This is a genomic window from Streptomyces sp. NPDC094147 (assembly GCF_044764265.1).
Lineage (GTDB): Bacteria > Actinomycetota > Actinomycetes > Streptomycetales > Streptomycetaceae > Streptomyces.
On record NZ_JBIWHT010000001.1, the window covers coordinates 988572 to 1010999 of the forward strand.

The 22428-nt window shown below is 71.6% G+C and carries 18 protein-coding genes; 13 read left to right on the top strand and 5 right to left on the bottom strand.

The genetic code is table 11. From position 1 onward, the window contains the following. Positions 1-14: 14 nt before the first annotated feature. From ACIQ8J_RS04465 to ACIQ8J_RS04520, 12 genes are all read left to right on the top strand, one after another. A complete protein-coding gene (locus tag ACIQ8J_RS04465; RefSeq protein ID WP_403264674.1) occupies positions 15-1352 on the top strand; it encodes an ABC transporter substrate-binding protein in 1338 nt (445 codons plus the stop codon). A gap of 7 nt (positions 1353-1359) precedes the next feature. Beyond that, positions 1360-2304 carry a carbohydrate ABC transporter permease gene (locus ACIQ8J_RS04470; protein WP_403264677.1) on the top strand — a complete coding sequence of 315 codons (945 nt, stop codon included), beginning with the start codon at positions 1360-1362 and terminating at the stop codon, positions 2302-2304. 1 nt (position 2305) lies between these two features. After that, a complete protein-coding gene (locus ACIQ8J_RS04475) occupies positions 2306-3184 on the top strand; it encodes a carbohydrate ABC transporter permease (protein WP_403264680.1) in 879 nt (292 codons plus the stop codon). 5 nt (positions 3185-3189) lie between these two features. After that, on the top strand, positions 3190-4551 hold the full coding sequence (locus ACIQ8J_RS04480) for a 6-phospho-beta-glucosidase (RefSeq protein WP_403264683.1): 1362 nt from the start codon (positions 3190-3192) through the stop codon (positions 4549-4551). Beyond that, the gene (locus ACIQ8J_RS04485; RefSeq protein ID WP_403264686.1) at positions 4548-5522 is read left to right on the top strand and encodes an N-acetylglucosamine kinase; all 975 of its coding nucleotides are present in this window, start codon (positions 4548-4550) and stop codon (positions 5520-5522) included. Before ACIQ8J_RS04480 ends, ACIQ8J_RS04485 begins: the two co-directional genes overlap by 4 nt. A gap of 193 nt (positions 5523-5715) precedes the next feature. Further along, on the top strand, positions 5716-7140 hold the full coding sequence (locus tag ACIQ8J_RS04490; protein ID WP_403264689.1) for a hypothetical protein: 1425 nt from the start codon (positions 5716-5718) through the stop codon (positions 7138-7140). A gap of 59 nt (positions 7141-7199) precedes the next feature. Then, positions 7200-8264: a glutamate ABC transporter substrate-binding protein gene (locus ACIQ8J_RS04495; RefSeq protein ID WP_403607742.1), complete on the top strand. Its 1065-nt coding sequence runs from the start codon at positions 7200-7202 to the stop codon at positions 8262-8264. Positions 8265-8356: 92 nt separating this feature from the next. Further along, the gene (locus ACIQ8J_RS04500; protein ID WP_403264691.1) at positions 8357-9634 is read left to right on the top strand and encodes a hypothetical protein; all 1278 of its coding nucleotides are present in this window, start codon (positions 8357-8359) and stop codon (positions 9632-9634) included. Between the two features lie 50 nt (positions 9635-9684). Then, complete coding sequence (locus ACIQ8J_RS04505; protein ID WP_403265248.1) at positions 9685-12219, top strand: tetratricopeptide repeat protein; 2535 nt, start codon at positions 9685-9687, stop codon at positions 12217-12219. A gap of 2 nt (positions 12220-12221) precedes the next feature. Next, entirely contained in the window at positions 12222-13535 is a 1314-nt protein-coding gene (locus tag ACIQ8J_RS04510; RefSeq protein WP_403264693.1) for a protein phosphatase 2C domain-containing protein, read from the top strand. Positions 13536-13611: 76 nt separating this feature from the next. Further along, positions 13612-14964 (top strand): VWA domain-containing protein, encoded by a 1353-nt coding sequence (locus ACIQ8J_RS04515; protein WP_403264695.1) that lies wholly within the window; start codon positions 13612-13614, stop codon positions 14962-14964. Positions 14965-15095: 131 nt separating this feature from the next. After that, positions 15096-16274 carry an FHA domain-containing protein gene (locus ACIQ8J_RS04520; protein ID WP_403264698.1) on the top strand — a complete coding sequence of 393 codons (1179 nt, stop codon included), beginning with the start codon at positions 15096-15098 and terminating at the stop codon, positions 16272-16274. Here the strand turns inward: ACIQ8J_RS04520 and ACIQ8J_RS04525 are convergent. After that, complete coding sequence (locus tag ACIQ8J_RS04525) at positions 16255-17238, bottom strand: methyltransferase domain-containing protein (protein ID WP_403264700.1); 984 nt, start codon at positions 17236-17238, stop codon at positions 16255-16257. The two genes, ACIQ8J_RS04520 and ACIQ8J_RS04525, sit on opposite strands and share 20 nt — an antisense overlap. Before the next feature lie 144 nt (positions 17239-17382). On the opposite strand from ACIQ8J_RS04525, the gene ACIQ8J_RS04530 reads away from it, so the two are divergent. Continuing rightward, on the top strand, positions 17383-17787 hold the full coding sequence (locus ACIQ8J_RS04530; RefSeq protein WP_403264703.1) for a globin: 405 nt from the start codon (positions 17383-17385) through the stop codon (positions 17785-17787). Positions 17788-17811: 24 nt separating this feature from the next. On the opposite strand, the gene ACIQ8J_RS04535 is transcribed toward ACIQ8J_RS04530, so the two are convergent. From ACIQ8J_RS04535 to ACIQ8J_RS04550, 4 genes are all read right to left on the bottom strand, one after another. Next, positions 17812-18504 carry a hypothetical protein gene (locus tag ACIQ8J_RS04535; RefSeq protein WP_403264706.1) on the bottom strand — a complete coding sequence of 231 codons (693 nt, stop codon included), beginning with the start codon at positions 18502-18504 and terminating at the stop codon, positions 17812-17814. Then, complete coding sequence (locus tag ACIQ8J_RS04540; RefSeq protein ID WP_403264709.1) at positions 18501-18953, bottom strand: acyl-CoA thioesterase; 453 nt, start codon at positions 18951-18953, stop codon at positions 18501-18503. Before ACIQ8J_RS04540 ends, ACIQ8J_RS04535 begins: the two co-directional genes overlap by 4 nt. A gap of 6 nt (positions 18954-18959) precedes the next feature. Next, positions 18960-20624, bottom strand: a complete 1665-nt coding sequence (gene ettA, locus ACIQ8J_RS04545) for an energy-dependent translational throttle protein EttA (RefSeq protein ID WP_403264712.1) — start codon at positions 20622-20624, stop codon at positions 18960-18962. 145 nt (positions 20625-20769) lie between these two features. Beyond that, positions 20770-22164 (bottom strand): LAETG motif-containing sortase-dependent surface protein, encoded by a 1395-nt coding sequence (locus tag ACIQ8J_RS04550; RefSeq protein WP_403264715.1) that lies wholly within the window; start codon positions 22162-22164, stop codon positions 20770-20772. Positions 22165-22428 lie beyond the last annotated feature (264 nt).

Here is a 22428-nt window from a genome sequence, read left to right on the forward strand (position 1 = left end):
CGGGAGACACCGCCATGCCCGCAATCCGCCGGAAGTCGGCCGCCGCACTGGCCGCGACCGCCTCGATAGCCCTGTTCGCCTCCGCCTGTACGGGCCAGAGCAACACCAGCGCCAAGGACGACGCGTCCAAGGACACGACGATCACCTTCTGGCACGGCTGGAGCGCCCCCAACGAGGTCAAGGCCATCCAGGCCGATGTGGACGCCTTCCAGAAGGCGCACCCCAACATCCACGTCAAGGTCGTCGGCAACATCAACGACGACAAGATCAACCAGGCGCTGCGGGCGGGGGGTTCGAGCGCCCCCGACGTGGTGTCGTCCTTCACCACGAACAACGTCGGCAAGTTCTGCTCCTCGAACGCCTTCGTCGACCTCGCCCCCTTCCTGAAGAAGGACGGCATCGACCCGGCGAAGACGTTCCCCAAGACCATGAACGAGTACACCCAGTTCCAGGGCAAGCGCTGCACCCTGCCGCTGCTCGGCGACTCGTACGCGCTCTACTACAACAAGGACGCCTTCAAGGCGGCCGGGATCAACGAAGCGCCCAAGACCTGGACGGAGTTCGAGGCGGACGCCAAGAAGCTGACCAAGCCCAAGGGCGACTCCTTCGAGCAGCTCGGCTTCATGCCCAACTACCACGCCTACGAGACGACGACCGAGCACTACCTGGCCCAGTGGTCGCCGACGTACTTCGACGCCAGCGGCAAGTCGGACATCGCCAGGGACCCGGCCTTCGAGAAGGGCCTCGCCTTCCAGAAGCAGCTGGTCGACGACCTGGGCGGCTTCGCCAAGCTGGAGAAGTTCCGCAGCTCCTTCGGCGAGGAGTACGGCGACACGAACCCGTTCAACACCGGCCGGCTCGCGATGTCGATGGACGGCGAGTGGCGCCTGGGCATGGCGATGGACAGCAAGCCCAAGTTCGACATCGGGGTGGCCGCGCTGCCGGTGCCGGACGACCAGGTGGGCACGTACGGCAAGGGCTATCTGACCGGCACCATCGCCGGCATCGCCGCGACCTCCAGCAAGCAGAACGCGGCCTGGGAGCTGGTCAAGTTCCTCACCACCAACACCGACGCGGTGGTCGACTTCGCCAACGCCATCCACAACGTGCCGTCCACCTTCGACGCGCTCAAGTCGCCGAAGCTCCAGGCCGATCCGCGCTTCAAGACCTTCCTGGACATCGCGCAGAACGCGAACTCCACCACCACCCCGGCCTCCGTCAACGGCGGCCAGTACCTGGTGTCCCTGCAGAACCTCGGCTACGACGTCGAGAGCGGCAAGCAGGGCGACATCAAGGCGGGTCTGGCCAAGACCGCGCAGGAGATCGACGCCGCGATCGCGCAGGCGAAGTAGCCGCGCCATGAGCTCCACGTACACACTGCGCGCCAAGCACCGCAGGTCGGCGCTGCGCACCCTGGCCTTCCTGTCGCCGTGGCTGATCGGCTTCAGCGTCTTCTTCGCCTATCCGCTGATCTCCACGGTCTACTTCTCCTTCACCCAGTACGACGGCTTCGCCGCGCCCTCCTTCGACGGCCTCAAGAACTGGTCGTACGTCTTCAACGACTACCCGCTGTTCTGGCCCGCGCTGCGCAACACGCTGTGGCTGGTGATCGTGATGGTGGCCTGCCGGGTCGTGTTCGGCCTCGGCGTGGGCATGCTCATCACGAAGATCAAGACGGGCGTGGGCGTCTTCCGCACGCTGTTCTACCTGCCCTACCTGGCGCCGCCGGTCGCCGCGACCCTCGGTTTCGTCTTCCTGCTCAACCCCGGTACCGGGCCGGTCAATTCGATCCTGGGGGACCTCGGCATCCCGGCCCCGAACTGGTTCACCGACCCCACCTGGTCCAAGCCCGCGCTCACCCTGCTCGCGGTGTGGGGCCTCGGCGACCTCATGGTCATCTTCATGGCCGCGCTGCTCGACGTCCCCAAGGAGCAGTACGAGGCCGCCGAGCTGGACGGCGCGTCCGCCTGGCAGCGGTTCCGCTACGTCACCCTGCCGAACATCTCGCCGATCGTGATGTTCGCGGTGGTCACCGGGGTCATCCAGGCGATGCAGAGCTACACCCAGCCGCTGGTGGCGGGCAAGGTCGCGTCCGGAATCATCGGCAACTCGGGCCAGCAGTTCGAGCCCGGCTACCCCGACAAGTCGACGCTGACCCTCCCCCAGCTCGTCTACAACCTGGGCTTCCAGCGCTTCGACTACGGCTCCGCCTGTGTGGTCGCGCTTGTCCTGTTCGCCCTCTCCATGGCCTTCACGGCGCTCCTCATGAAGCGCCGCGGCGGACTCGTCCAGGCAGGTGAGTGACATGACGTACGCCCTGGAGGCACCGGTCGCGACCCCGGCGGCCAAGGTGGCCCGCCGCAAGGCCGCGCTGCACTGGATCGCGGTGCACTCGCTCGGCGTCGCGGCGGCGCTGTTCTTCGTGCTGCCCTTCGTCTTCCTGCTGCTCACCTCGCTGATGGACAACCAGCAGACCCTCACCCGGGACCTGGTCCCGCACCACTGGGCCTGGTCCAACTACCGCAAGGTGTTCGACACCCCGGGCTTTTTGACCTGGTGGAAGAACACCCTGCTGTACGCGGGGCTCGGCACCGTACTGAGCGTGGTGTCCTCGGTGCCGGTCGCCTACGCGCTCGCCAAGTTCCGCTTCCGCGGCCGCAATCTGTCGCTGATGCTGGTCATCTCGATGATGATGCTGCCGCCGCAGGTCGTCATCATCCCGATGTACCTGTTCTGGGCGAAGCAGCTGGACCTGTCCGGCACGCTCTGGCCGCTGATCATCCCGCTGGCGTTCGGCGACGCGTTCACCATCTTCCTGCTGCGGCAGTTCCTGATGACCATCCCGGGCGAGTACCTCGACGCCGCGAAGGTCGACGGGTGCGGGGAGCTCAGGACGCTGATCAAGGTGGTGCTGCCGATGGCGCGCCCCGGCATCGCCGCCGTCGCGCTCTTCCAGTTCTTCTACGCCTGGAACGACTACTTCGGGCCGCAGATCTACGCGTCCGACACGCCCGCCTCCTGGACCCTCAGCTACGGCCTGGAGTCCTTCAAGGGCGCGCACCATACCGACTGGAACCTGACCATGGCCGCGACCGTACTGGTCATGGCCCCCGTGATCCTCGTGTTCTTCTTCGCACAGAAGGCTTTCGTCGAGGGCGTCACACTGACCGGAGTGAAGGGCTGATCCGCATGCTGCAGTCGATCGGGGGACAACCCCCGAACCCCCGGCCGAGAAAGATCGCGGTTGTAGGGGGCGGATCCACCTACACCCCCGAACTCATCGACGGCTTCGCCCGGTTGCGGGACACCCTGCCGGTCAGTGAGCTCGTCCTGGTCGACCCGGCCGCCGACCGCCTGGAGCTGGTCGGCGGGCTCGCCCGGCGCATCTTCGCCAAGCAGGGCCACCCCGGGAAGATCGTCACCACCTCCGACCTGGACGCGGGCGTCGCGGACGCCGATGCCGTCCTGCTCCAGCTGCGCGTCGGCGGACAGGCGGCCCGGCAGCAGGACGAGACCTGGCCGCTGGAGTGCGGCTGCGTCGGCCAGGAGACGACGGGCGCGGGCGGCCTCGCCAAGGCGCTGCGGACCGTGCCGGTCGTCCTGGACATCGCCGAGCGGGTTCGCCGCGGCAACCCGGACGCCTGGATCATCGACTTCACCAACCCGGTGGGCATCGTGACCCGCGCCCTGCTCCAGGCCGGACACAAGGCGGTCGGGCTGTGCAACGTGGCCATCGGCCTCCAGCGCAAATTCGCCGCGCTGCTCCAAGTGGCGGCGTCCGAGGTCCACTTGGACCATGTCGGCCTCAACCACCTCACCTGGGAGCTGGGGGTGCGCCTGGGCGGGCCCACCGGGGAGAACGTGCTGCCGAAACTGCTCGCCGAGCACGGCGACGCCGTCGCCGACGACCTGCGGCTGCCCCGCCAGGTGCTCGACCGGCTCGGCGTGGTCCCCTCGTACTATCTGCGGTACTTCTACGCCCACGACGAGGTGGTGCGCGAGCTCGGCACCAAGCCGTCGCGTGCGGCCGAAGTGGCGGACATGGAACGGAAGTTGCTCACGATGTACGGCGACCCGGCGCTGGACGAGAAGCCCGAGCTGCTCGCCCAGCGCGGCGGCGCCTTCTACTCGGAGGCGGCCGTCGACCTCGCGGCCTCGCTGCTCGGCGGAGAGAGGGGCGGGCCCGAAGGGCCCTCGGGCAAGGGCGGTGGTGGGCGACGGGCGGGCGGCAGCCCGGTGCAGGTCGTCAACACGTACAACAACGGCACCCTGCCCTTCCTCGCCGACGACGCGGTGATCGAGGTTCCGGCGCGGGTGGACGGGAGCGGCGCGGTGCCGCTGCCGGTGCCCGAACTCGACCCGCTGTACGCCGGGTTGATCGCGCACGTCACCGCCTACGAGGACCTCGCCCTGGAAGCCGCCCTGCGCGGCGGGCGCGACCGGGTGTTCCGGGCGCTGCTCGCCCACCCGCTGGTCGGGCAGTACGCATACGCCGACGGGCTCACCGACCGGCTGATCGCGCACAACCGGGAGCACCTCGCGTGGGCATGAGTGTGCTGGCGATCGACGCCGGCAACAGCAAGACCGACGTGGCGATCGTCGGGGCGGACGGAACGGTGCTCGGCGCGGCCAGGGGCGGCGGCTTCCGGCCGCCGTCGGTGGGCGTGGAGGTGGCCGTGCACATGCTGGCCACCACGGTGGAGGAGGCCCACCTCGCCTCCCGGATCACCGCTCCGCTGCGGGTCGAGCACGTCTCGGCCTGTCTGGCCAACGCCGATCTGCCCATCGAGGAAAGGGAGTTGGCGGCGGCCCTGGGGGCACGCGGCTGGGGGGACTCCGTGCGGGTGCACAACGACACCTTCGCGATCCTGCGCGCCGGACTGCCCAGCGGCGCCGAGCCGTGCGGGGTCGCGGTGGTGTGCGGCGCCGGCATCAACTGCGTCGGCATGACGCCGGACGGGCGCACCGCCCGCTTCCCCGCGCTCGGGAAGATCTCCGGCGACTGGGGCGGGGGCGGCGGGCTCGCCGAGGAGGCCCTGTTCTTCGCGGCGCGCGCCGACGACGGCCGCGGCGAGCCGACCGAGCTCGCGGCGGCGCTGCCCGCCCACTTCGGCCTCGCCTCGATGTACGAGCTGATCGAGGCGCTGCACCTGGAGAAGATCCCGGCGGCCCGCCGCCACGAGCTCGCCCCGGTGCTGTTCGCGGTGGCGGCGGCCGGGGACCGGGTGGCGCGGGCCGTCGTCGACCGGCAGGCCGAGGAGATCGTGGCCCTGGCGGCGGTCGCCCTGGACAGGCTCGGGCTGCTCGACGTGGAGACGCCGGTACTGCTCGGCGGCAGCGTGCTCGCCGCCCGCCATCCCCAGCTGGACGACGGCGTACGCGAGCTCCTGGCGGCCCGCGCGCCCAAGGCGGTGCCGCTGGTGGTGACCACATCTCCGGTGCTCGGCGCGGGACTTCTGGGCCTGGACCAGGTGTCCGCCCCGGCGTCGGCCTACACCCGGCTGCGCGCGCAGTACGCGTAGCCGGACCGTTCGGGTCCGTTCGAATCCGTTCGGGTCACCGGGGAACCGAATGGATCCGGCCCGCGTATACATGATGGGGAGGCGGGGCAGGGGGGAAGGGTCGGGCGCGGCAGGTAACAAGATCCATACAACCCTGGTTGGTTGTCGGTGCCTGCCGCCATACTGCCTACGCAGCGACCGAGGGGGAGGTCAGGTGGCGAATCCGCCGAACGTGCGCGAACCGGAGTCGCGGCAGCCAGCGGCTCAGACGCCGGCGCAGCCGCGGCCCGGCACCCGCCGAGCGGGGTCCCCCCTGCTCGAACGGGGCCGGGGGCTCGGCGAGAGCTGGGCCGAGACCCGCGGGCGGCTGCGCGCCGCCGCGACGACCGAGCCCGGCCGCCTGTGGATCATCGGTACGGTCGTGGCGGTGCTCGTCGTCGCGTTCGGCGGCATCACGGCCTGGCAGGTCTCGGACCGCTCGGCCGCCGCCGACGACGTGGTCAGCCGCAGCCAGCCGCTGAGCGCCGACGCGGCCTCCATCTACCGCTCCCTCGCCGACGCCGACACGGCCGCGGCGAGCGGCTTCCTCGCGGGCGGCCAGGAGCCCCTCGATGTGCGCAAGCGGTACGACACGGACATCGCGACCGCGTCCCGCCTGCTCGTCAAGGCGGCCGCGAACACCTCGGGTTCGGCCGAGTCCGCCCAGCAGATAGCCAAGATCAACGAGCAACTCCCGCTCTACAACGGCCTGGTGGAGCAGGCCAGGGCCAACAACCGGCAGGGCTTCCCGGTCGGCGGCGCCTATCTGCGCTTCGCCAACCAGAAGATGACCACCGAGCTGCTGCCCGCCGCCCAGAAGCTGTACGAGGCGGAGACCGGCCGGCTGTACGCGGACTACGGTCAGGCCGACACCTGGCCGTACGCGGCGACCGCGCTGGGCGTGGTGGCGCTCGGCGGGCTCGGCTGGGCCCAGCGGCGCAACTACCGGCGTACCAACCGGGTGTTCAACCACGGGCTGCTCGCCGCGACCGCCGCCTCCACGGTGGTGCTGCTCTGGCTGGTGGTGGGGCACGCGGTGGCCGCCGCCGACCTGTCCACCTCGCGCTCGCACGGCCAGGAGTCGCTGAAGGTGCTCAACGACGCCCGGATCAGCTCGCTCCAGGCCCGCGCCAACGAGAACCTGACGCTGGTCGCCCGGGGCGCGGTGCTCACCCGGGACGGCAAGGACCAGTACGAGGCGGACTTCACCTCGGAGATGGCGACGCTCTCCGCCAGGCTCGGCGCCGCGGTGAACCTCGCGGACGACAGCGCGGGCGACGCCCCGGTGAAGGACGCCCAGACGAACATGGCCCAGTGGCAGAGCCGCCACGCGGCGGCCCGCAAGACGGACGACAGCGGTGACTACGACGGCGCGCTGAAGCAGGTCATCGGCGCGACGGGCTCAACCGGGGAGTGCTTCGACAAGGTGGACACGGCCCTGGACTCGGCGCTCGCCCACGAGCAGCAGGAGTTCACCACCGCCGCCACCGACGGCCGCGACGCGCTGACCGGCCTGCCGGTGGGTGCCGCGCTCCTCGCGGTGCTCGCCGCGGCCGGCGCGGGTCTCGGCATCAGCCGCCGCCTCGCGGAGTACAGGTGAGCGGCATGGACAGCGGCAACGGACGAGCCGCCGGCGGCGGACGGGCGAGAGGGGTCGCGATGAGCGGCGCGAAGGGCTCGGTGGATCCGGCGGAGCCGACCGCCCCCGGCACGGACGCGTCCGGCGGCCGCACCCGCCGCACCGCGCGTCGCGGGGCCGCGCGGCTGCGCGGCTGGGGCGGCGTCGCCGGGATGGCGCTCGCACTCGCGGTCGCCGCCGCCGCGCTGGTCCCGCTGACCCGGCACGGCGGCGACACCGCGGCCACGGTCGTGGGCCCGGGATACGCGCAGGGCGTGCAGGCCAAGGCCGACAGCTGCAAGGAGCCGGAGGCGAGCCTGGCCCCGTCGTCGGCGGGCGGGCCGAACATCGACGCCATCAAGCAGCGCGGCAAGCTGATCGCGGGCGTCGACCAGAACAGCTTCCGCTGGGGATACCGCAACCCGGCGACGGGCGCCCTCGAAGGCTTCGACATCGACCTGGTGAAGGCGATCGCGAAGAACATCCTGGGCGACGAGAACGCCGTCATCTACCGCGCCATTCCCACCAGTCAGCGCATCCCCGCGCTCCAGAACGGCACGGTCGACGTCGTCGTACGGACGATGACCGTCAACTGCACCCGCATCAAGCAGGCGTCGTTCTCCACCGCCTACTTCGAGGCGGGCCAGCAGGTGCTCGCGCCCAAGGTCTCCGGCATCAAGGGCTTCGACTCCTCGCTGAACGGCAAGCGGGTCTGCGTGGCGGCGGGCTCCACCGCCTTCGACGCTCTGAAGGCCGACCCGCACGGCACGGACTACCAGGACTTCACGGTCCCCAACCAGCTGGACTGCCTGGTCCGGCTCCAGCAGAACCTGGTGGACGCGGTCGTCACCGACAACGCCCTGGCCGCCGGACAGGCCGCGCAGGACCCGGCGGTCCAGCTGAAGGGCAGCCCGTTCACCACCGAGTACTACGGCGTCGCCGTCAAGCTCGGCAACAACGACCTCGTGCAGCGGATCAACCAGGTCCTGGTGGACTACCGCAACGGCGGGGACAACAGCCCGTGGATGACGGCGTACCGCAAGTGGCTGGCCGCCGACCTGCCCGGCATATCCGGCCCGCCCGCCCCCAAGTACCGGGCAGGATGAGCGAGTTCATGACGGCGAACCACAGAGCGGAGACGTGATCGATGGGCGCGGGATCCTCCCCCAGCTCCACCGGGGGACCCCCGGAACCGGTCATGGACCGGGACGAGGTGGACCGTGCGCTGGCCCGCCTCGGCGCCGAGCACGAGGCCGTCGAGACCTCGCTGCTCGCCCTCCAGGACCATGCCGGGCGCCGGCTCCTCGAAGGCGCGGGGCTGACCGGCGTCACCAAGGAGCGCTGGGCGGCCACCGAGCAGTCGATCTCCCTGCTGTGGGCGTACTTCGACGCGTACACCGCGGCGTTGGAGTCCGCGCGCGAGCTGCGCGAGCGACGCCGCTGGCCGACCCGGGAGGATCTGGCCGAGCTCACCGAGCGGCTGCGCGGCCAGTCCGTGACGCTGGCCGGCTCGGCGCTGCACAACGCGCCGACGCTGACCGGCCCGGCCCGGCTGACCGAGCGGTTCACCCTCGGCGAGCTGGTGAACCGGATGAACGAGCTGTACGCGCACTCGCTGGACCTGGTGGTCGCCGCCGACGCGGTGTGGTCGGCGCTGCCCGCCCGGATAGACCTCCTGGCCGCCGAACTGCACCGCACCCGGGGCCTCGCGCACTCGGTGGGGGTGCGCCCCGGTGAGCACCCCTCGGGCGACGACCTGGAGTCGATCACGGCCGAACTGGCCGAGCTGCGCGCCCAGGTGGTGTCCGACCCGCTGGCGTTCTGGGTGCCCGCGCCGGGCAGCTCCGCACCGGGCGGCGGCCGTCCCGACACCGGGCGCTACGACCGGGCGGCGCGCGCCCTGGAGGACGTACGCCGCGAAATTGACGCGGTCCTGACGGTCCGGCAGGACGCTGAGCAGCGGTTGGTCCGGTTGCGCGATGTACTGTCGCGGGCGGATCGCACGCTGGCCGAGGCCCGGTCGGCGCGCGGCGAGGTCCTCGCGAAGATCGCTGCCAGCGAGGTGCCCGCCGTGAGCGGCCCGTCGATCGTGCTCCAGGAACAGCTGGCCACCGCCGCCGAGTACCGCAGGCACTCGCAGTGGCACCGGCTCTCGCCCCTGCTCGAATCCCTTGAGCGGGAGGCCGAGGACGAACTGCTGCGCGCCCGCGAGTCGTTGACGGCGGTCACCGCGCCGCTGGCGGTCCGGGCGGAGCTGCGCGGGCGGCTCGACGCGTACAAGGCGAAGGTCGCCCGGCACGGCATGGCCGAGGATCCGCTCCTGATCGAGCGGTACGACGCGGCCCGCCGGATGCTGTGGTCGGCGCCCTGCGATCTGCGCGTCGCCGAAGAGGCGGTGCTCCGTTATCAGCGGGCGGCGGCCGACGTACTGGTCCCGCGACAGACCGGGCCCGTTGACCAGAGGGGGGAATCGTGAGCGAGAACGCCAAGTGCCAGCGCCCTGGCTGCGAGGGTTCGTACGAGGACATGGGCGGCGGTGAGCTGTACTGCGACACCTGCGGGCTCGCGCCGGTCGTCTCGCCCAACGGGATGGTGTCGTCGCCGCCGACGGGGATCACCGGCGGGGGGCACCGCTCGGCCTCGCAGTCCTCGCGCTCCTCCTCGCGCAGTTCGTCGCGGTCCTCGCGGTCCTCGACCTCGCGGCGCTCGGTGTCGGGGCGGCTGTCGTCGCTGACCGGCGGCAGCTCGCACTCGCGGTCGGTGTCGGTGCGCAGTTCGGGCGCGGCGGCGAGCGCCTCGGCGCGCAGCCGGCTCGGCGCGGGCCTGGTGTCGGTGCCCGAGGTGCCGCGCCCCGATCCGCGCTCGGCGGTGATGGAGAACCCCGAAGTTCCCGAGCGGAAGCGATTCTGCTCGCGTTCGGACTGCGGGGCGCCGGTGGGCCGTTCGCGCGGCGAGCGGCCGGGGCGCACCGAGGGCTTCTGCACCAAGTGCGGCCATCCGTACTCCTTCGTACCAAAGCTGCACACGGGCGACATCGTGCACGGCCAGTACGAGGTGGTGGGCTGTCTGGCGCACGGCGGCCTCGGCTGGGTCTACCTCGCCGTCGACCGCGCGGTCTCCGACCGCTGGGTGGTCCTCAAGGGCCTGCTCGACACCGGCGACCAGGACGCGATGGCCGCGGCGATCTCCGAGCGGCGCTTCCTCGCCGAGATCGAGCACTCCAACATCGTGCGGATCTACAACTTCGTGGAGCACCTGGACCAGCGGACCGGCTCGCTCGACGGCTACATCGTGATGGAGTACGTCGGCGGCAAATCGCTGAAGGAGATCGCCAACGAGCGCCGCACGAGCGACGGCAAGCGCGATCCGCTGCCCGTCGAGCAGGCCTGCGCGTACGGGATCGAGGCCCTGGAGGCACTCGGTCACCTGCACAGCCGCAACCTGCTGTACTGCGACTTCAAGGTCGACAACGCGATCCAGACCGAGGACCAGCTGAAGCTGATCGACATGGGCGCGGTGCGCCGCATGGACGACGACGAGTCGGCGATCTACGGCACGGTCGGCTACCAGGCCCCGGAGGTCGCCGAGCTCGGCCCCTCGACCGCCTCCGACCTGTACACGGTGGCCCGCACGCTCGCCGTGCTGACCTTCGACTTCCAGGGCTACACGAATGTGTACGCGGACAGCCTGCCGGACCCCGACACCATCGAGGTGTTCCGCAGGTACGAGTCGTTCTACCGGTTCCTGGTCCGGGCCACCGACCCGGATCCGGCGCGCCGGTTCGCCTCCGCGCAGGAGATGGCGGAGCAGCTGACCGGGGTGCTGCGGGAGGTCGTGGCGCTCCAGACGGGACGCCCCAGGCCCGCGCTCTCGACGCTGTTCGGCACCGAACTGCGCGTCACCGACACCAAGTTGTTCGCCGAGCCGAGCGGGGACGCCTCGCGCCTGGGGGCGCGGGTGGCGCCGGTCGGCAGACGCGGCCGCAGGGCGGTGACGGCCCCGGCGACGGCGGCGCTGCCGGCCGGCGCCCCGCCGCTGCCCGCCCTCGCGCCGGACTCCGGCCACGCGCCGACGCAGCCCGCGATCCCGGTGCCCCGCGCCGAGACCCCGGGCGGCGGGGGCCGGCCCGCGCCCCTGCTCGCCGCCCTGGACCCGCGCTCCACCTCGCTCGCGCTGCCCGTGCCGCACGTCGTCGCGAACGACCCCAACGCCGGGTTCCTCGCGGGCCTGATGGCCGCGGCCCCCGCCGAGCTGATCGCCGCGCTGCGCTCGGCCCCGGCGGACTCCATCGAGCTCAGACTGCGCGAGCTGCGGGCCCGGCTCGACATGGACGAGCGGGTGTCCGCCACCAAGGCGCTGGAATCCCTGGAGCACGACCACCCGGACGACTGGCGGGTGGTCTGGTATCGCGGCCTCGCCTCGCTGGCCGCCGGCGACAACGAGAACGCGGCGCTCTCCTTCGACGCGATCTACGACGCTTTCCCCGGCGAGCCCGCCCCCAAGCTTGCGCTCGGCGTGTGCGCGGAGGTGCTCGGCCAGCTCGACAACGCCGCCGAGTACTACCGCCTGGTGTGGGCGACCGACCCGAGCTACGTCAGCGCCGCCTTCGGCCTGGCCCGGGTGCAGCTCGCGGCTGGCGACCGCGTCAGCGCCGTACGGACGCTGGAGTCGGTGCCCGAGGCGTCGATCCACTACACCGCGGCGCGGGTCGCCGCGGTCCGGGCGCGGCTGCGCAGCCGCGCCCCCGAGGACCCGCTGATCGAGGACCTGCGGGCGGCCGCGGCCCAGGTCGAGGCGCTCGACGCGTTCGGTCTCGACGCCGTACGACGCGAACGGCTGGCGACCGAGGTCCTGGGCACCGCCCTGGACTGGGTACTGTCGGGGAGCACCGGCGCCGGGCAGGCGAAGACCGCACTGCTCGGCAGCGAAGTCGACGAGCGGGGCCTGCGCTTCGGTCTGGAACGTTCGTACCGGGTGCTCGCCCGGCTCGCACAGCGCGGCGAGGAGAGGATCGACCTGGTGGAACGGGCCAACCGATTCCGCCCACGGACCTGGGTGTGACGATGTCGCAGACGCATCAGCTCGCCGCCTGCCCCGGCTGCGAAGAGCCGTTGGAGCCGGGGGACCTGTTCTGCGGTGCCTGCGGGTACGACCTGTCGGCCGTGCCCGAGCCGCCGCGGGACCACCCGACGATCGTCATGGGCGGGGAGGATCCCGGGTGGCCGGCCGACGGCGCCGGGCAGCCCGCGCCCGTACAACTGCCGACGGATCCGCCGGGAACGGACCCGGGCGGCGGCCAACTGCCGCCCGCGCGGCCTCCCGTACGGTCCGAGGCGCCCGGCGTCGGCGAGGAGCGGCCCGAGGAGTTCCCGCTCGCGGCGCCCGATCCGCGCGCCGCGGAGCCGGCCCCGGACACCCATGTCGCCAGGCCCGCCGCGGCCGGTGCTGCGGCGGGCAAGGTATGCGTGGCCTGCCGGGCCGGCCGGGTGGACGACGACGGCTACTGCGAGAACTGCGGCCACGCCCAGCCGCGCGAGCGCGACCACATGGAGCAGGAGCTCGGCTCGGTCTGCGCGGTCAGCGACCGCGGGCTGCGCCACCACCGCAACGAGGACTCCTTCGCGCTGTCCTCGACGGCGCTGCCCGACGGCTCCCCCGCCGTGGTGGCGATCGTCTGCGACGGGGTGTCGTCGGCGACCCGGCCGGACGAGGCGTCCGCGGCCGCGGCGGTCGCCGCCAACGAGTCGCTGCTCGCGGCCCTGCCGCAGGGCACGCATCCGCAGCAGGCGATGCACGACGCGATCCTGGCCGCCGCCGGGGCGGTCAACTCCCTTGCGGCCGAGCCGGGTTCGGCCGTCGAGCACGATCCGCACCGGCATCAGAACGCGCCCGCCTGCACCCTGGTCGGGGCGGTCTCGGCGGGCGGGCTGCTGGTGGTGGGCTGGGTCGGCGACAGCCGGGCGTACTGGGTGCCCGACGACCGCAGGACCGCGCCCGCCCGGCTCACCGAGGACGACTCCTGGGCCGCGCAGATGGTCGCGGCCCGCCTGATGAGCGAGGCCGACGCCTACGCCGACGAGCGGGCCCACGCCATCACGGGCTGGCTCGGCGCCGACGCGTACGAACTGGACCCGCACACCGCCTCGTTCAAGCCGGACCGCTCCGGTGTCGTGGTGGTCTGCACGGACGGCCTGTGGAACTACGCGGAGGCCGCCGAGGAGATGGCCCGCGTCATTCCGGCGGACGCCGCCGAACGGCCGCTGCACAGCGCCCAGGTGCTCGTCGGGCACGCCCTGGACGGCGGGGGCCACGACAACGTAACAGTGGCCGTGCTGCCGTTCGCGGTGGAGCCGCAAGGGGCAGGATCCGCCTACTAGCGGATGTCCGCCCCCATTTCGCCACTTCTCTCACTTACTTCACTTCGGTCCATGGAGCCTCAAGGAGCCTTTTCCGATGGCCAATTTCTCCAAATCCACCGTGCCGCAGTTCTCCGTCGAGGTGTACCAGAACGAGTTCCTGCCGGAGGGCGGCCGCGAGGTCAACGCGATCGTCACGGTGACCTCCACGGGCGGCGGCACGCTCGGCGCCCCCTTCGGGGCCACGGCCTCGCCCGCGTACATACCCGGCCGGCCGCCGACCGCCGCGGTGGTGATCATGGTGGACTGCTCGGGCTCGATGGACTATCCGCCGACCAAGATGCGCAACGCCAGGGACGCGACGGCCGCCGCCATCGACACCCTGCGCGACGGGGTCGCCTTCGCCGTCGTCGGCGGTACGCACCTGGCCCGCGAGGTCTACCCCGGCAACGGCCGGCTCGCCACCGCCGACGGGCAGACCCGGGCCCAGGCCAAGGAGGCGCTGCGCAAGCTGAGCGCGGGCGGCGGCACCGCGATCGGCACCTGGCTGCGGCTCGCCGACCGGCTGCTCGGGGCCGCCGACGTCCCCATCCGGCACGGCATCCTGCTCACCGACGGCCGCAACGAGCACGAGTCGCCCGAGGACCTGCAAGCCGCGCTCCAGGCCTGCGCGGGACGGTTCACCTGTGACGCCCGGGGCGTGGGGACCGACTGGGAGGTCAAGGAGGTCACGGGGATCGCCTCCGCGCTGCTCGGCACCGCCGACATCGTCGCCGATCCGGCCAACCTGGCCGCGGACTTCACGCAGATGATGGAGAACGCGATGGGCAAGGAGGTCGCGGACGTGGCGCTGCGGCTGTGGAACCCGGTCGGCGTCGAGATCAAGTTCGTCAAGCAAGTGGCGCCCACCGTCGAGGACTTGACGCACCGCCGGACCGAGGCGGGCCCGCGCGCCGGGGACTATCCGACCGGCTCCTGGGGCGACGAGTCCCGCGACTACCACGTGTGCGTGCAGGTCCCCGAGGCCGGCGTCGGCCAGGAGATGCTGGCCGCGCGCGTCTCGCTCGTCGTCCCCGACCGCGAGGGCGGTCCGGCGCAGACGCTGTCACAGGGTCTGGTGCGGGCGGTGTGGACCGACGACATGGCGGCCTCCACCTCGATCAACCCCCAGGTCGCGCACTACACGGGCCAGGCCGAACTGGCACAAGTCATCCAACAGGGGCTGGATGCGCGCAAGTCGGGAGATGTCGACGGGGCGACCGCGAAGCTGGGCCGGGCGGTGCAGCTGGCCGCCGCCTCGGGGAACGCGGATACTGCGAAACTGCTTGCGAAGGTGGTGGACGTGGTGGACGAGGCGACCGGTACTGTGCGACTGAAGGCGAAGGTCGCGGAGGCGGACGAGATGACCCTCGAAACGCGCTCCACCAAGACCGTTCGCGTCAAGAAGTAGCGGGAAGCGAACGAGAAGCGACGTAGCGAAGCAGCTGCGCCCGAGATCCACAGAGAACCACCCAGAACAACCCAGAACCGCCGAAATACCACGGCCCGCCGGGCCGGACGATGAGAGGGGGAAGCGACTCCATGCCGACCTGCCCGAACGGACACCAGTCGGGTTCCGACGACTGGTGCGAGATCTGCGGCCATCGCATGGGTGCCGTGCCGCCGCCTCCCCCGCCACCGCCCGCGTACGGCCACCCGGGCCCCGGGGACCCGAACGCCACCGCCCAGGCGGAGCTCTGCCCGCAGTGCCGCACCCCGCGCGAGGCCGGGGCGCCCTTCTGCGAGGAGTGCCGCTGGAACTTCCTCACCAATACGGCGACCTCGTACACCCCGCTGGCCCCGCAGCAGCCCATGCCGCAGCCCGGCCCCGGCCCGGCGAACGGCCCCGGTCCCGGCCTGAATCTGCCGCCCGCCTTCCAGCAGGGCCCGCCGCCCTCGCCCCGCGACCCGTTCGAGTACCAGAGCTCGCGGCCCTCGCAGGTGAACCGGCCCGCCGAGCCGCTGGCCGCCGAGCCCTCGCAGCGCTCCGCGCCACCGCTGCCGCCGAACGCCTTCCAGCAGCAGCCGCCCGCGCCGCCCTTCGGCGGCGGCCAGGGCGGCCCGCCTCCGCCGCCGCCCGTGTTCCAGCAGCCGGCGCCGCAGCCTCAGGTCCCGCAGCCGCAGGGCGAGGACGACTGGATGCTGCCGCCGCCCTCCCAGCCCGTACCGGGCACGCGGCAGCAGACCGGACCGGCGCAGGGCACCGACGACTGGCCGCAGCAGACCGGAGCGGACCGGGGCAACGACGACTGGCCGCACACGGGGCCCGCTCAGGGCGGTGACGACTGGCCGCAGGCCGTGCCGCCGCCCGCGCCGGCCGCCTGGTCCATCACCATCGGCCCGGACCGGGACTACTTCCTGGCGATGATGCAGCGCAGCGGCCCCGAGGCGGCTGGGCTCAACCTGCCCGCGTACTCGCCCGAGCAGCAGCGCCCGCTGGCCGGCAACCAGATCACCATCGGCCGCCGCCGGCACTCCACGGGCGAGGCCCCCGACATCGACCTGTCGGTGCCGCCCGAGGACCCGGGCGTCTCGCACCAGCACGCGGTGCTCGTGCAGCAGCCGGACGGCACCTGGGCGGTGGTCGACCAGAACTCGACCAACGGCACCACGATCAACGGCGGCGCCGAGCCGATCCAGCCGTACGTTCCGGTGCCGCTCCAGGACGGCGACCGGGTGCACGTGGGCGCCTGGACGACCATCACGGTCCGGCGCGGCTGACCGGCGTCTCCCGCAGGGGCCAGGTGTAGGGCCCCTGCGGATCGTCCAGCCACGCCCACTGGGCGGTGCCGTCCAGGGTCACCCCGAAGCGCTCGCGCCGGGGCCGCTTCTCGCGGCGCCACAGCGCGTACGCCTCGTACGGGTCGAGGCTGCCCGCCGTCAGTTCGAGCAGGAAGCGGAACAGCTCGTTCGCCACGGTCTCGCGCGGCAGCCCGCCCGCGTAGGGGATCCGCCGCGCCTGCCGTCCCGTACCGCGCAGCGGCACGAAGTAGGCGGGCGTGTGCAGGAACCGGCCCTCGGCCCGGCCGGGTTCGCTCACCCGCAGCCGGATGAGGCCGGTCGCGAGCGGGGCCAGGATCACCGCGTCCGCCCGGCACTGCGCCGCCCACTCGTCCGGCACCGAGCTCACCGTGCAGGTCGCCACGATCCGGTCGAAGGGCGCCCGCGAGGGACAGCCGCGCGCCCCGTCCCCGGTGAGCACGGCGGGGTGGTACCCGGCCGCGGCCAGATGGGCCCGCGCGGACTCGGTGATCTCGGGGTCCAGGTCGACGGTCGTGACGTTGTCGTCGCCGAGCCGGTGGGCGAGCAGCGCCGCGTTGTACCCGGTCCCGGCGCCGATCTCCAGGACCCGGTCGCCGTCCCGGATGTCCAGGGCCTCCAGCATGCGGGCCATCAGCGAGGGCTGGCTGCTGGAGGAGACGAGGTCGCCGTCGCGCACCCGGGTGGCCAGCGGGGCGTCCGCGTAGGCCCCGGTCAGCCAGCGTTCGCGCCGCCCGGGGTCGGGGTCCTCGCCCCACAGCCGGTCGTGGCCGCCGTAGGCGCTCTCGTAGTAGTACGGCACGAAGAGATGGCGCGGCACCTGCTCGAAGGCGGCCCGCCAGGCCGGGTCCGCCAGTGCCCCGCCGGCCACGATGTCCCGCACGAGGGCCCGCCGCAGCGCCCGGTCCGCACCGTCCGCACTCATATGTCCACTGTGCTGCGCCGGAGCCCGGGAGGCGAGTGGTCCTACGCCCCCGGTCCTCGGCCACCGGGTCTGAGACCATGGAGGAGTGCCGGATCACCGGCGCGGTGGTGGGGCAGGCCGAATGACATTGCGAGGGTGTTCAACGTGACCGAGATTCCGCGCGGCACGCTTCAGGAGCAGACCTTCTACGAGCAGGTCGGCGGCGAGCAGACCTTCCGCCGGCTCGTCCACCTCTTCTACGAGGGCATCGCCGACGACCCGCTGCTGCGGCCGATGTACCCGGAGGAGGACCTGGGCCCGGCCGAGGAGCGGCTCGCCCTGTTCCTGATGCAGTACTGGGGCGGCCCGCGCACCTACAGCGACGGCCGGGGCCACCCGCGGCTGCGGATGCGGCACGCCCCCTTCACGGTCGACCGGGCCGCGCACGACGCCTGGCTGCGCCACATGCGCACCGCCGTCGACGGCCTCGGCCTCTCCCCGGAGCACGAGAAGACGCTCTGGAACTATCTGACGTACGCGGCCGCGTCGATGGTCAACTCCGAGGGCTGAGCCCCCGGCGGCCGACGCCCGGGGTCAGACCGGGCTGACGGTCAGCCCGCCGAGCCCCGCGCGGCGTACCACGACGGACCCGTACGGTGTGCGCAGCCGCAGCCAGGGGCCGGAGGCGAAGAGCGCCACCGGCTCGGGAGCGGCCGGCGCGCCCGCCGAGGCGAGCACCCGGGCCGGCCGCAGGAAGCCGAGGGACTGGGCCGCGTGCACGGCCCGCAGCGGCAGTTCGGTAGAGCCGAGCGTCCGGGACCAGATCTCGTGCCCGATCAGCTCGCGCTCGGCGCGGTTGCGCCGCGCCTCGGGCAACGCCTCGTCCCGGGCCCGGAATTCGGCGACGGCGGCCGCGACCGCACCCCGCATCCGCTCGGGTTCCGGCAGCCCCGGAACCGGCTGCCAGCCGCCGCGCGGCGGCAGCACCCCGGCCCACGGCGGCCCGGTGACGGCCGCCGGAACCCGCGCGGTGGACGCCGTCTCGTCCAGGGACTCCAGGAGTTCACCGGCGGAGACGGTCACGTCGAACGCGGCGGACTCGTCCCGGAGCCGGGCCGTGCGGATGGCGAGCACTTCGAAGGACGGCGGCCGGCCGAAGACGGCCAGCGCCCCGCCGCCCGCCTGCAGGCGCACCGCGGCGGCCCGGTCGTAGTGGATCAGCCGGCCGAGGAAGGCGGCGAGATCAGCCGCCTCCCTGGCATCGGCGAACCGCAGCACGGCGTTCATGCCGCGGCCCGCTCCGGCCCGTCGCCCCGGGCGCCGTCGTCCACGTACTCCTGGAGGAAGGCCTTCTCCTCGGCGGTGATCCGCCGCGGCCGGCCCGCCGCCAGGTCGAAGGGCACGACGACGGTGGACGCCGCGACGTACACCTGGCCGCTCTCCCCCGGGTCCTTGATCTCGTACGAGACGGTCAGGGACGCCGCGCCAATCTTCGTCACCCACGACTCGATGGTCACCGGCTCGTGCCGGTGCACCAGCGGCCGCTTGTAGTCGATCTCGTGCCGGGCCACGACGGACCCGCCCTGGAACGACGGCGAGCCGTCACCCGGCGCGAGCCGGAACATGAAGTCGATGCGGGCTTCCTCCAAGTACCGGACGAAGACCGCGTTGTTGACGTGCCCGAAGGCATCCATGTCCGACCAGCGCAGCGGGCAGCGGTAGATATGACGGGCCACGTTCCCTCAGCCCCGGGTGAGCTTCTTGTACGTGGCGCGGTGCGGCCGCGCCGCGTCGGCGCCCAGACGCTCGACCTTGTTCTTCTCGTACGACTCGAAGTTGCCCTCGAACCAGTACCACTTGGACTCGCCCTCGTAGGCGAGGATGTGGGTGGCCACCCGGTCCAGGAACCAGCGGTCGTGGGAGATCACGACGGCGGCGCCGGGGAACTCCAAGAGCGCGTTCTCCAGCGAGGAGAGCGTCTCGACGTCGAGGTCGTTGGTGGGCTCGTCGAGGAGCAGCAGGTTGCCGCCCTCCTTGAGGGTGAGCGCCAGGTTGAGGCGGTTGCGCTCACCGCCGGAGAGCACGCCCGCGGGCTTCTGCTGGTCCGGGCCCTTGAAGCCGAAGGCGGACACGTAGGCCCGCGACGGCATCTCGACCTGGCCGACGTTGATGTAGTCCAGCTCGTCGGAGACGACGGCCCACAGCGTCTTCTTCGGGTCGATGTTGGCGCGGCTCTGGTCGACGTACGAGATCTTGACGGTCTCGCCGATCTTGACGGTGCCGGAGTCCGGCGTCTCCAGGCCCTGGATCATCTTGAAGAGCGTGGTCTTGCCGGCGCCGTTCGGGCCGATGACGCCCACGATGCCATTGCGCGGCAGGGTGAAGCTGAGGTCGTCGATGAGGACCTTGTCGCCGAAGGCCTTCGAGAGGTTGTTGACCTCCACGACGATGGAGCCGAGGCGCGGGCCCGGCGGGATCTGGATCTCCTCGAAGTCCAGCTTCCGCATCTTGTCGGCTTCGGCGGCCATCTCCTCGTAGCGGGCCAGACGCGCCTTGGACTTGGTCTGACGCCCCTTGGCGTTGGACCGCACCCACTCCAGCTCTTCCTTGAGCCGCTTGGCGCGCTTCTCGTCCTTGCGGCCCTCGACCTTGAGGCGGGACGCCTTCTTGTCCAGGTACGTGGAGTAGTTGCCCTCGTACGGGATGGCGCGGCCGCGGTCGAGCTCCAGGATCCACTCGGCCACGTTGTTCAGGAAGTACCGGTCGTGGGTGACCGCGACGACGGCGCCCGCGTACTTCGAGAGGTGCTGCTCCAGCCAGTTCACCGACTCGGCGTCGAGGTGGTTGGTGGGCTCGTCGAGGAGGAGCAGGTCGGGGGCCTCGATGAGCAGCTTGCAGAGCGCCACCCGGCGCTTCTCGCCGCCGGAGAGGTTGACCACGGGCCAGTCGCCGGGCGGGCAGCCCAGCGCGTCCATGGCCTGCTCCAGCTGGGCGTCCAGGTCCCACGCGTTGGCGTGGTCGAGGTCCTCCTGGAGCTTGCCCATCTCCTCAAGGAGCGCGTCCGAGTAGTCGGTCGCCATGAGCTCGGCGACCTCGTTGAAGCGCTTGAGCTTGCCCATGATCTCGGCGGCGCCGTCCTGGACGTTCTCCAGTACGGTCTTGGACTCGTTGAGGTGGGGCTCCTGCATGAGGATGCCGACGCTGTACCCGGGCGACAGGAAGGCGTCGCCGTTGGAGGGCTGCTCCAACCCCGCCATGATCTTGAGAACGGTGGACTTACCGGCACCGTTGGGGCCGACCACACCGATCTTCGCGCCGGGCAGGAAGCTCAGGGTGACGTCATCGAGAATCACCTTGTCGCCGTGCGCCTTGCGCGTCTTGCGCATGGTGTAGATGTACTCAGCCAAGAGAAACCGTCCGGCAGATCGATGGGTGGGCAGATACACCCCATCTTGCCTGACGGCCACCCTTCGAAGGAAACGGCCCCGGTACGCGAGGCGTACCGGGGCCGCTGCCCGTTACCGGGCGCTCACTCTGTGTTCAGCATTCGGCCTACTGACCGGCGCTCTTCTTCTTGCGGAGGAAGAACACCGCGCCGCCACCGAGCAGCACCAGGACGACGGCCGCACCGGCGATCATCGGGGTGGCGCTGGAGCTGCCGGTCTCGGCCAGGTTGGTGCCGTTGGTCCCGGTCGAGCTGCCACCGGCCGAGGCGGGGCTGGGCTTCGAGGACGGGGTGGGCGTACCGGAACCGACGTTCTTGCAGTCAAGGACGCCGGAGAAGTGCTGACCGGCGATCGTGAAGTCGTACTTCTGGCCCTCCGCGACGGGGAACAGCACGGTCTTCGACTCGCCCGGCTTCACCGACGCGACGGTCTTGCCGCCGACGGTCACCGGGAAGGCCTCGTCGCCCTTGTTGCTGACGGTGATGTCCACGCCGCCCTTGACGCAGTCCTTCTTCACCGAGACGGCCGGGATGGCACCCTGCTTCGCCCAGGTCAGCTTGGCCTCCGTCTGGACCGTCGAGTCGCTCGAACCGGCCAGGATCTGGGTCTGGCTCTTGGAGTCACTGGCGAACGCGCGGCCGACCGGCACCTGGGTGGTGGCCTGGAGGCGCAGCGCGCCGGAACCCGGCTTGGCGGTCGCGGGCACGTCGAAGAAGAGCTGGCTGCCGTTGGCGACGGTGGTTACGGCCTGCCCCGCCTTGTCGACAACCTTGACCCCGGCGTCCGTGAGCTCCTGGGAGCGGGTGACCGTCACCTTGTCGGCGTTGGTGTGCACCGTGACCGGGCCGAGCTTCTGGCCGACCTTGCCGGCCACCGACGGGTTGTCGAGGGTCAGCGAGGCCTTGGGCTCGTCGGCGTCCTGCGCGTTCTTGACCAGCCAGTCGGCCAGCGTCTCGGCGTTCTTGTCCTTGGCCTCGACCTTGGCACCGTCCGAGTAACGCCAGATGGCGACCTGGGTGCCCGCGGCCGCGAGGGCGTTGTTGAACTTGCCCGTGATGCCTGCCTTCTTGGCCAGCGCGTCGAGGTCGTTGATGTGCGGGTAGGAGTTCTCAAGGATCCAGCGGATCTTCCCGGCGTCCTTGTTGGTGCTCAGCGAGGTGCCGCTCCACGGCGTCTCGTTGTACTTCGCCTCGGACTGCGTCGGGTTGTGAATGTCGATGCAGTACGTGCGCAGCGTGCCGCCACCGTCGACGTTCATCCGGAACAGGCCGGCGGGGACGTCTTCCGTGCCGTTGATGAGGGCCCGGTCGTACGAGCCCTTCTCCAGGCCCTGGATGGTGGCGGTGGCGCCGCCCTGGCCCTGCTGGTCAGGCGTGTCCGCGACGGCCGCACCGGCGCCGGCGATCGCACCGGCCGCGACGAGTCCCGAGACAGCTATGGCGGTGGCGAGGCGCAGAGCACCCCGCTTGCGGGCGGAAGGCCCGTGAACGGCTGAAAACACAGAATTCCCCTTCGGGCGAGGCTCTTTCGCAAGGTGGTGCGCGTGCACGGAGGGTGCGCGTTGGGGGAAGTGCCTCGCCGGCAGACTCAAGTGCCCCGTGAGTACGCGGGAATCCTAGGGATACGGAAGTCAACGATCCGCAGTGATGACGTCAGATAACCATTCTGATTCGGAATCGTTATCCCAGGCTACGTATTCCAGCCAGCGATATCGACAAATCCCCGGCACAGAAAGGGAGTTTCGGACATCCTCCGCGCTCCGCCT

What these genes read in the sequence shown, in the direction of transcription:
- ACIQ8J_RS04465 (WP_403264674.1), top strand. Translation starts at nt 15, where the DNA reads ATGCCCGCAATCCGCCGGAAGTCGGCCGCCGCACTGGCCGCGACCGCC.
- ACIQ8J_RS04470 (WP_403264677.1), top strand. Translation starts at nt 1,360, where the DNA reads ATGAGCTCCACGTACACACTGCGCGCCAAGCACCGCAGGTCGGCGCTG.
- ACIQ8J_RS04475 (WP_403264680.1), top strand. Translation starts at nt 2,306, where the DNA reads ATGACGTACGCCCTGGAGGCACCGGTCGCGACCCCGGCGGCCAAGGTG.
- ACIQ8J_RS04480 (WP_403264683.1), top strand. Translation starts at nt 3,190, where the DNA reads ATGCTGCAGTCGATCGGGGGACAACCCCCGAACCCCCGGCCGAGAAAG.
- ACIQ8J_RS04485 (WP_403264686.1), top strand. Translation starts at nt 4,548, where the DNA reads ATGAGTGTGCTGGCGATCGACGCCGGCAACAGCAAGACCGACGTGGCG.
- ACIQ8J_RS04495 (WP_403607742.1), top strand. Translation starts at nt 7,200, where the DNA reads ATGAGCGGCGCGAAGGGCTCGGTGGATCCGGCGGAGCCGACCGCCCCC.
- ACIQ8J_RS04500 (WP_403264691.1), top strand. Translation starts at nt 8,357, where the DNA reads ATGGACCGGGACGAGGTGGACCGTGCGCTGGCCCGCCTCGGCGCCGAG.
- ACIQ8J_RS04505 (WP_403265248.1), top strand. Translation starts at nt 9,685, where the DNA reads ATGGGCGGCGGTGAGCTGTACTGCGACACCTGCGGGCTCGCGCCGGTC.
- ACIQ8J_RS04510 (WP_403264693.1), top strand. Translation starts at nt 12,222, where the DNA reads ATGTCGCAGACGCATCAGCTCGCCGCCTGCCCCGGCTGCGAAGAGCCG.
- ACIQ8J_RS04515 (WP_403264695.1), top strand. Translation starts at nt 13,612, where the DNA reads ATGGCCAATTTCTCCAAATCCACCGTGCCGCAGTTCTCCGTCGAGGTG.
- ACIQ8J_RS04520 (WP_403264698.1), top strand. Translation starts at nt 15,096, where the DNA reads ATGCCGACCTGCCCGAACGGACACCAGTCGGGTTCCGACGACTGGTGC.
- ACIQ8J_RS04525 (WP_403264700.1), bottom strand. Translation starts at nt 17,238, where the DNA reads ATGAGTGCGGACGGTGCGGACCGGGCGCTGCGGCGGGCCCTCGTGCGG.
- ACIQ8J_RS04535 (WP_403264706.1), bottom strand. Translation starts at nt 18,504, where the DNA reads ATGAACGCCGTGCTGCGGTTCGCCGATGCCAGGGAGGCGGCTGATCTC.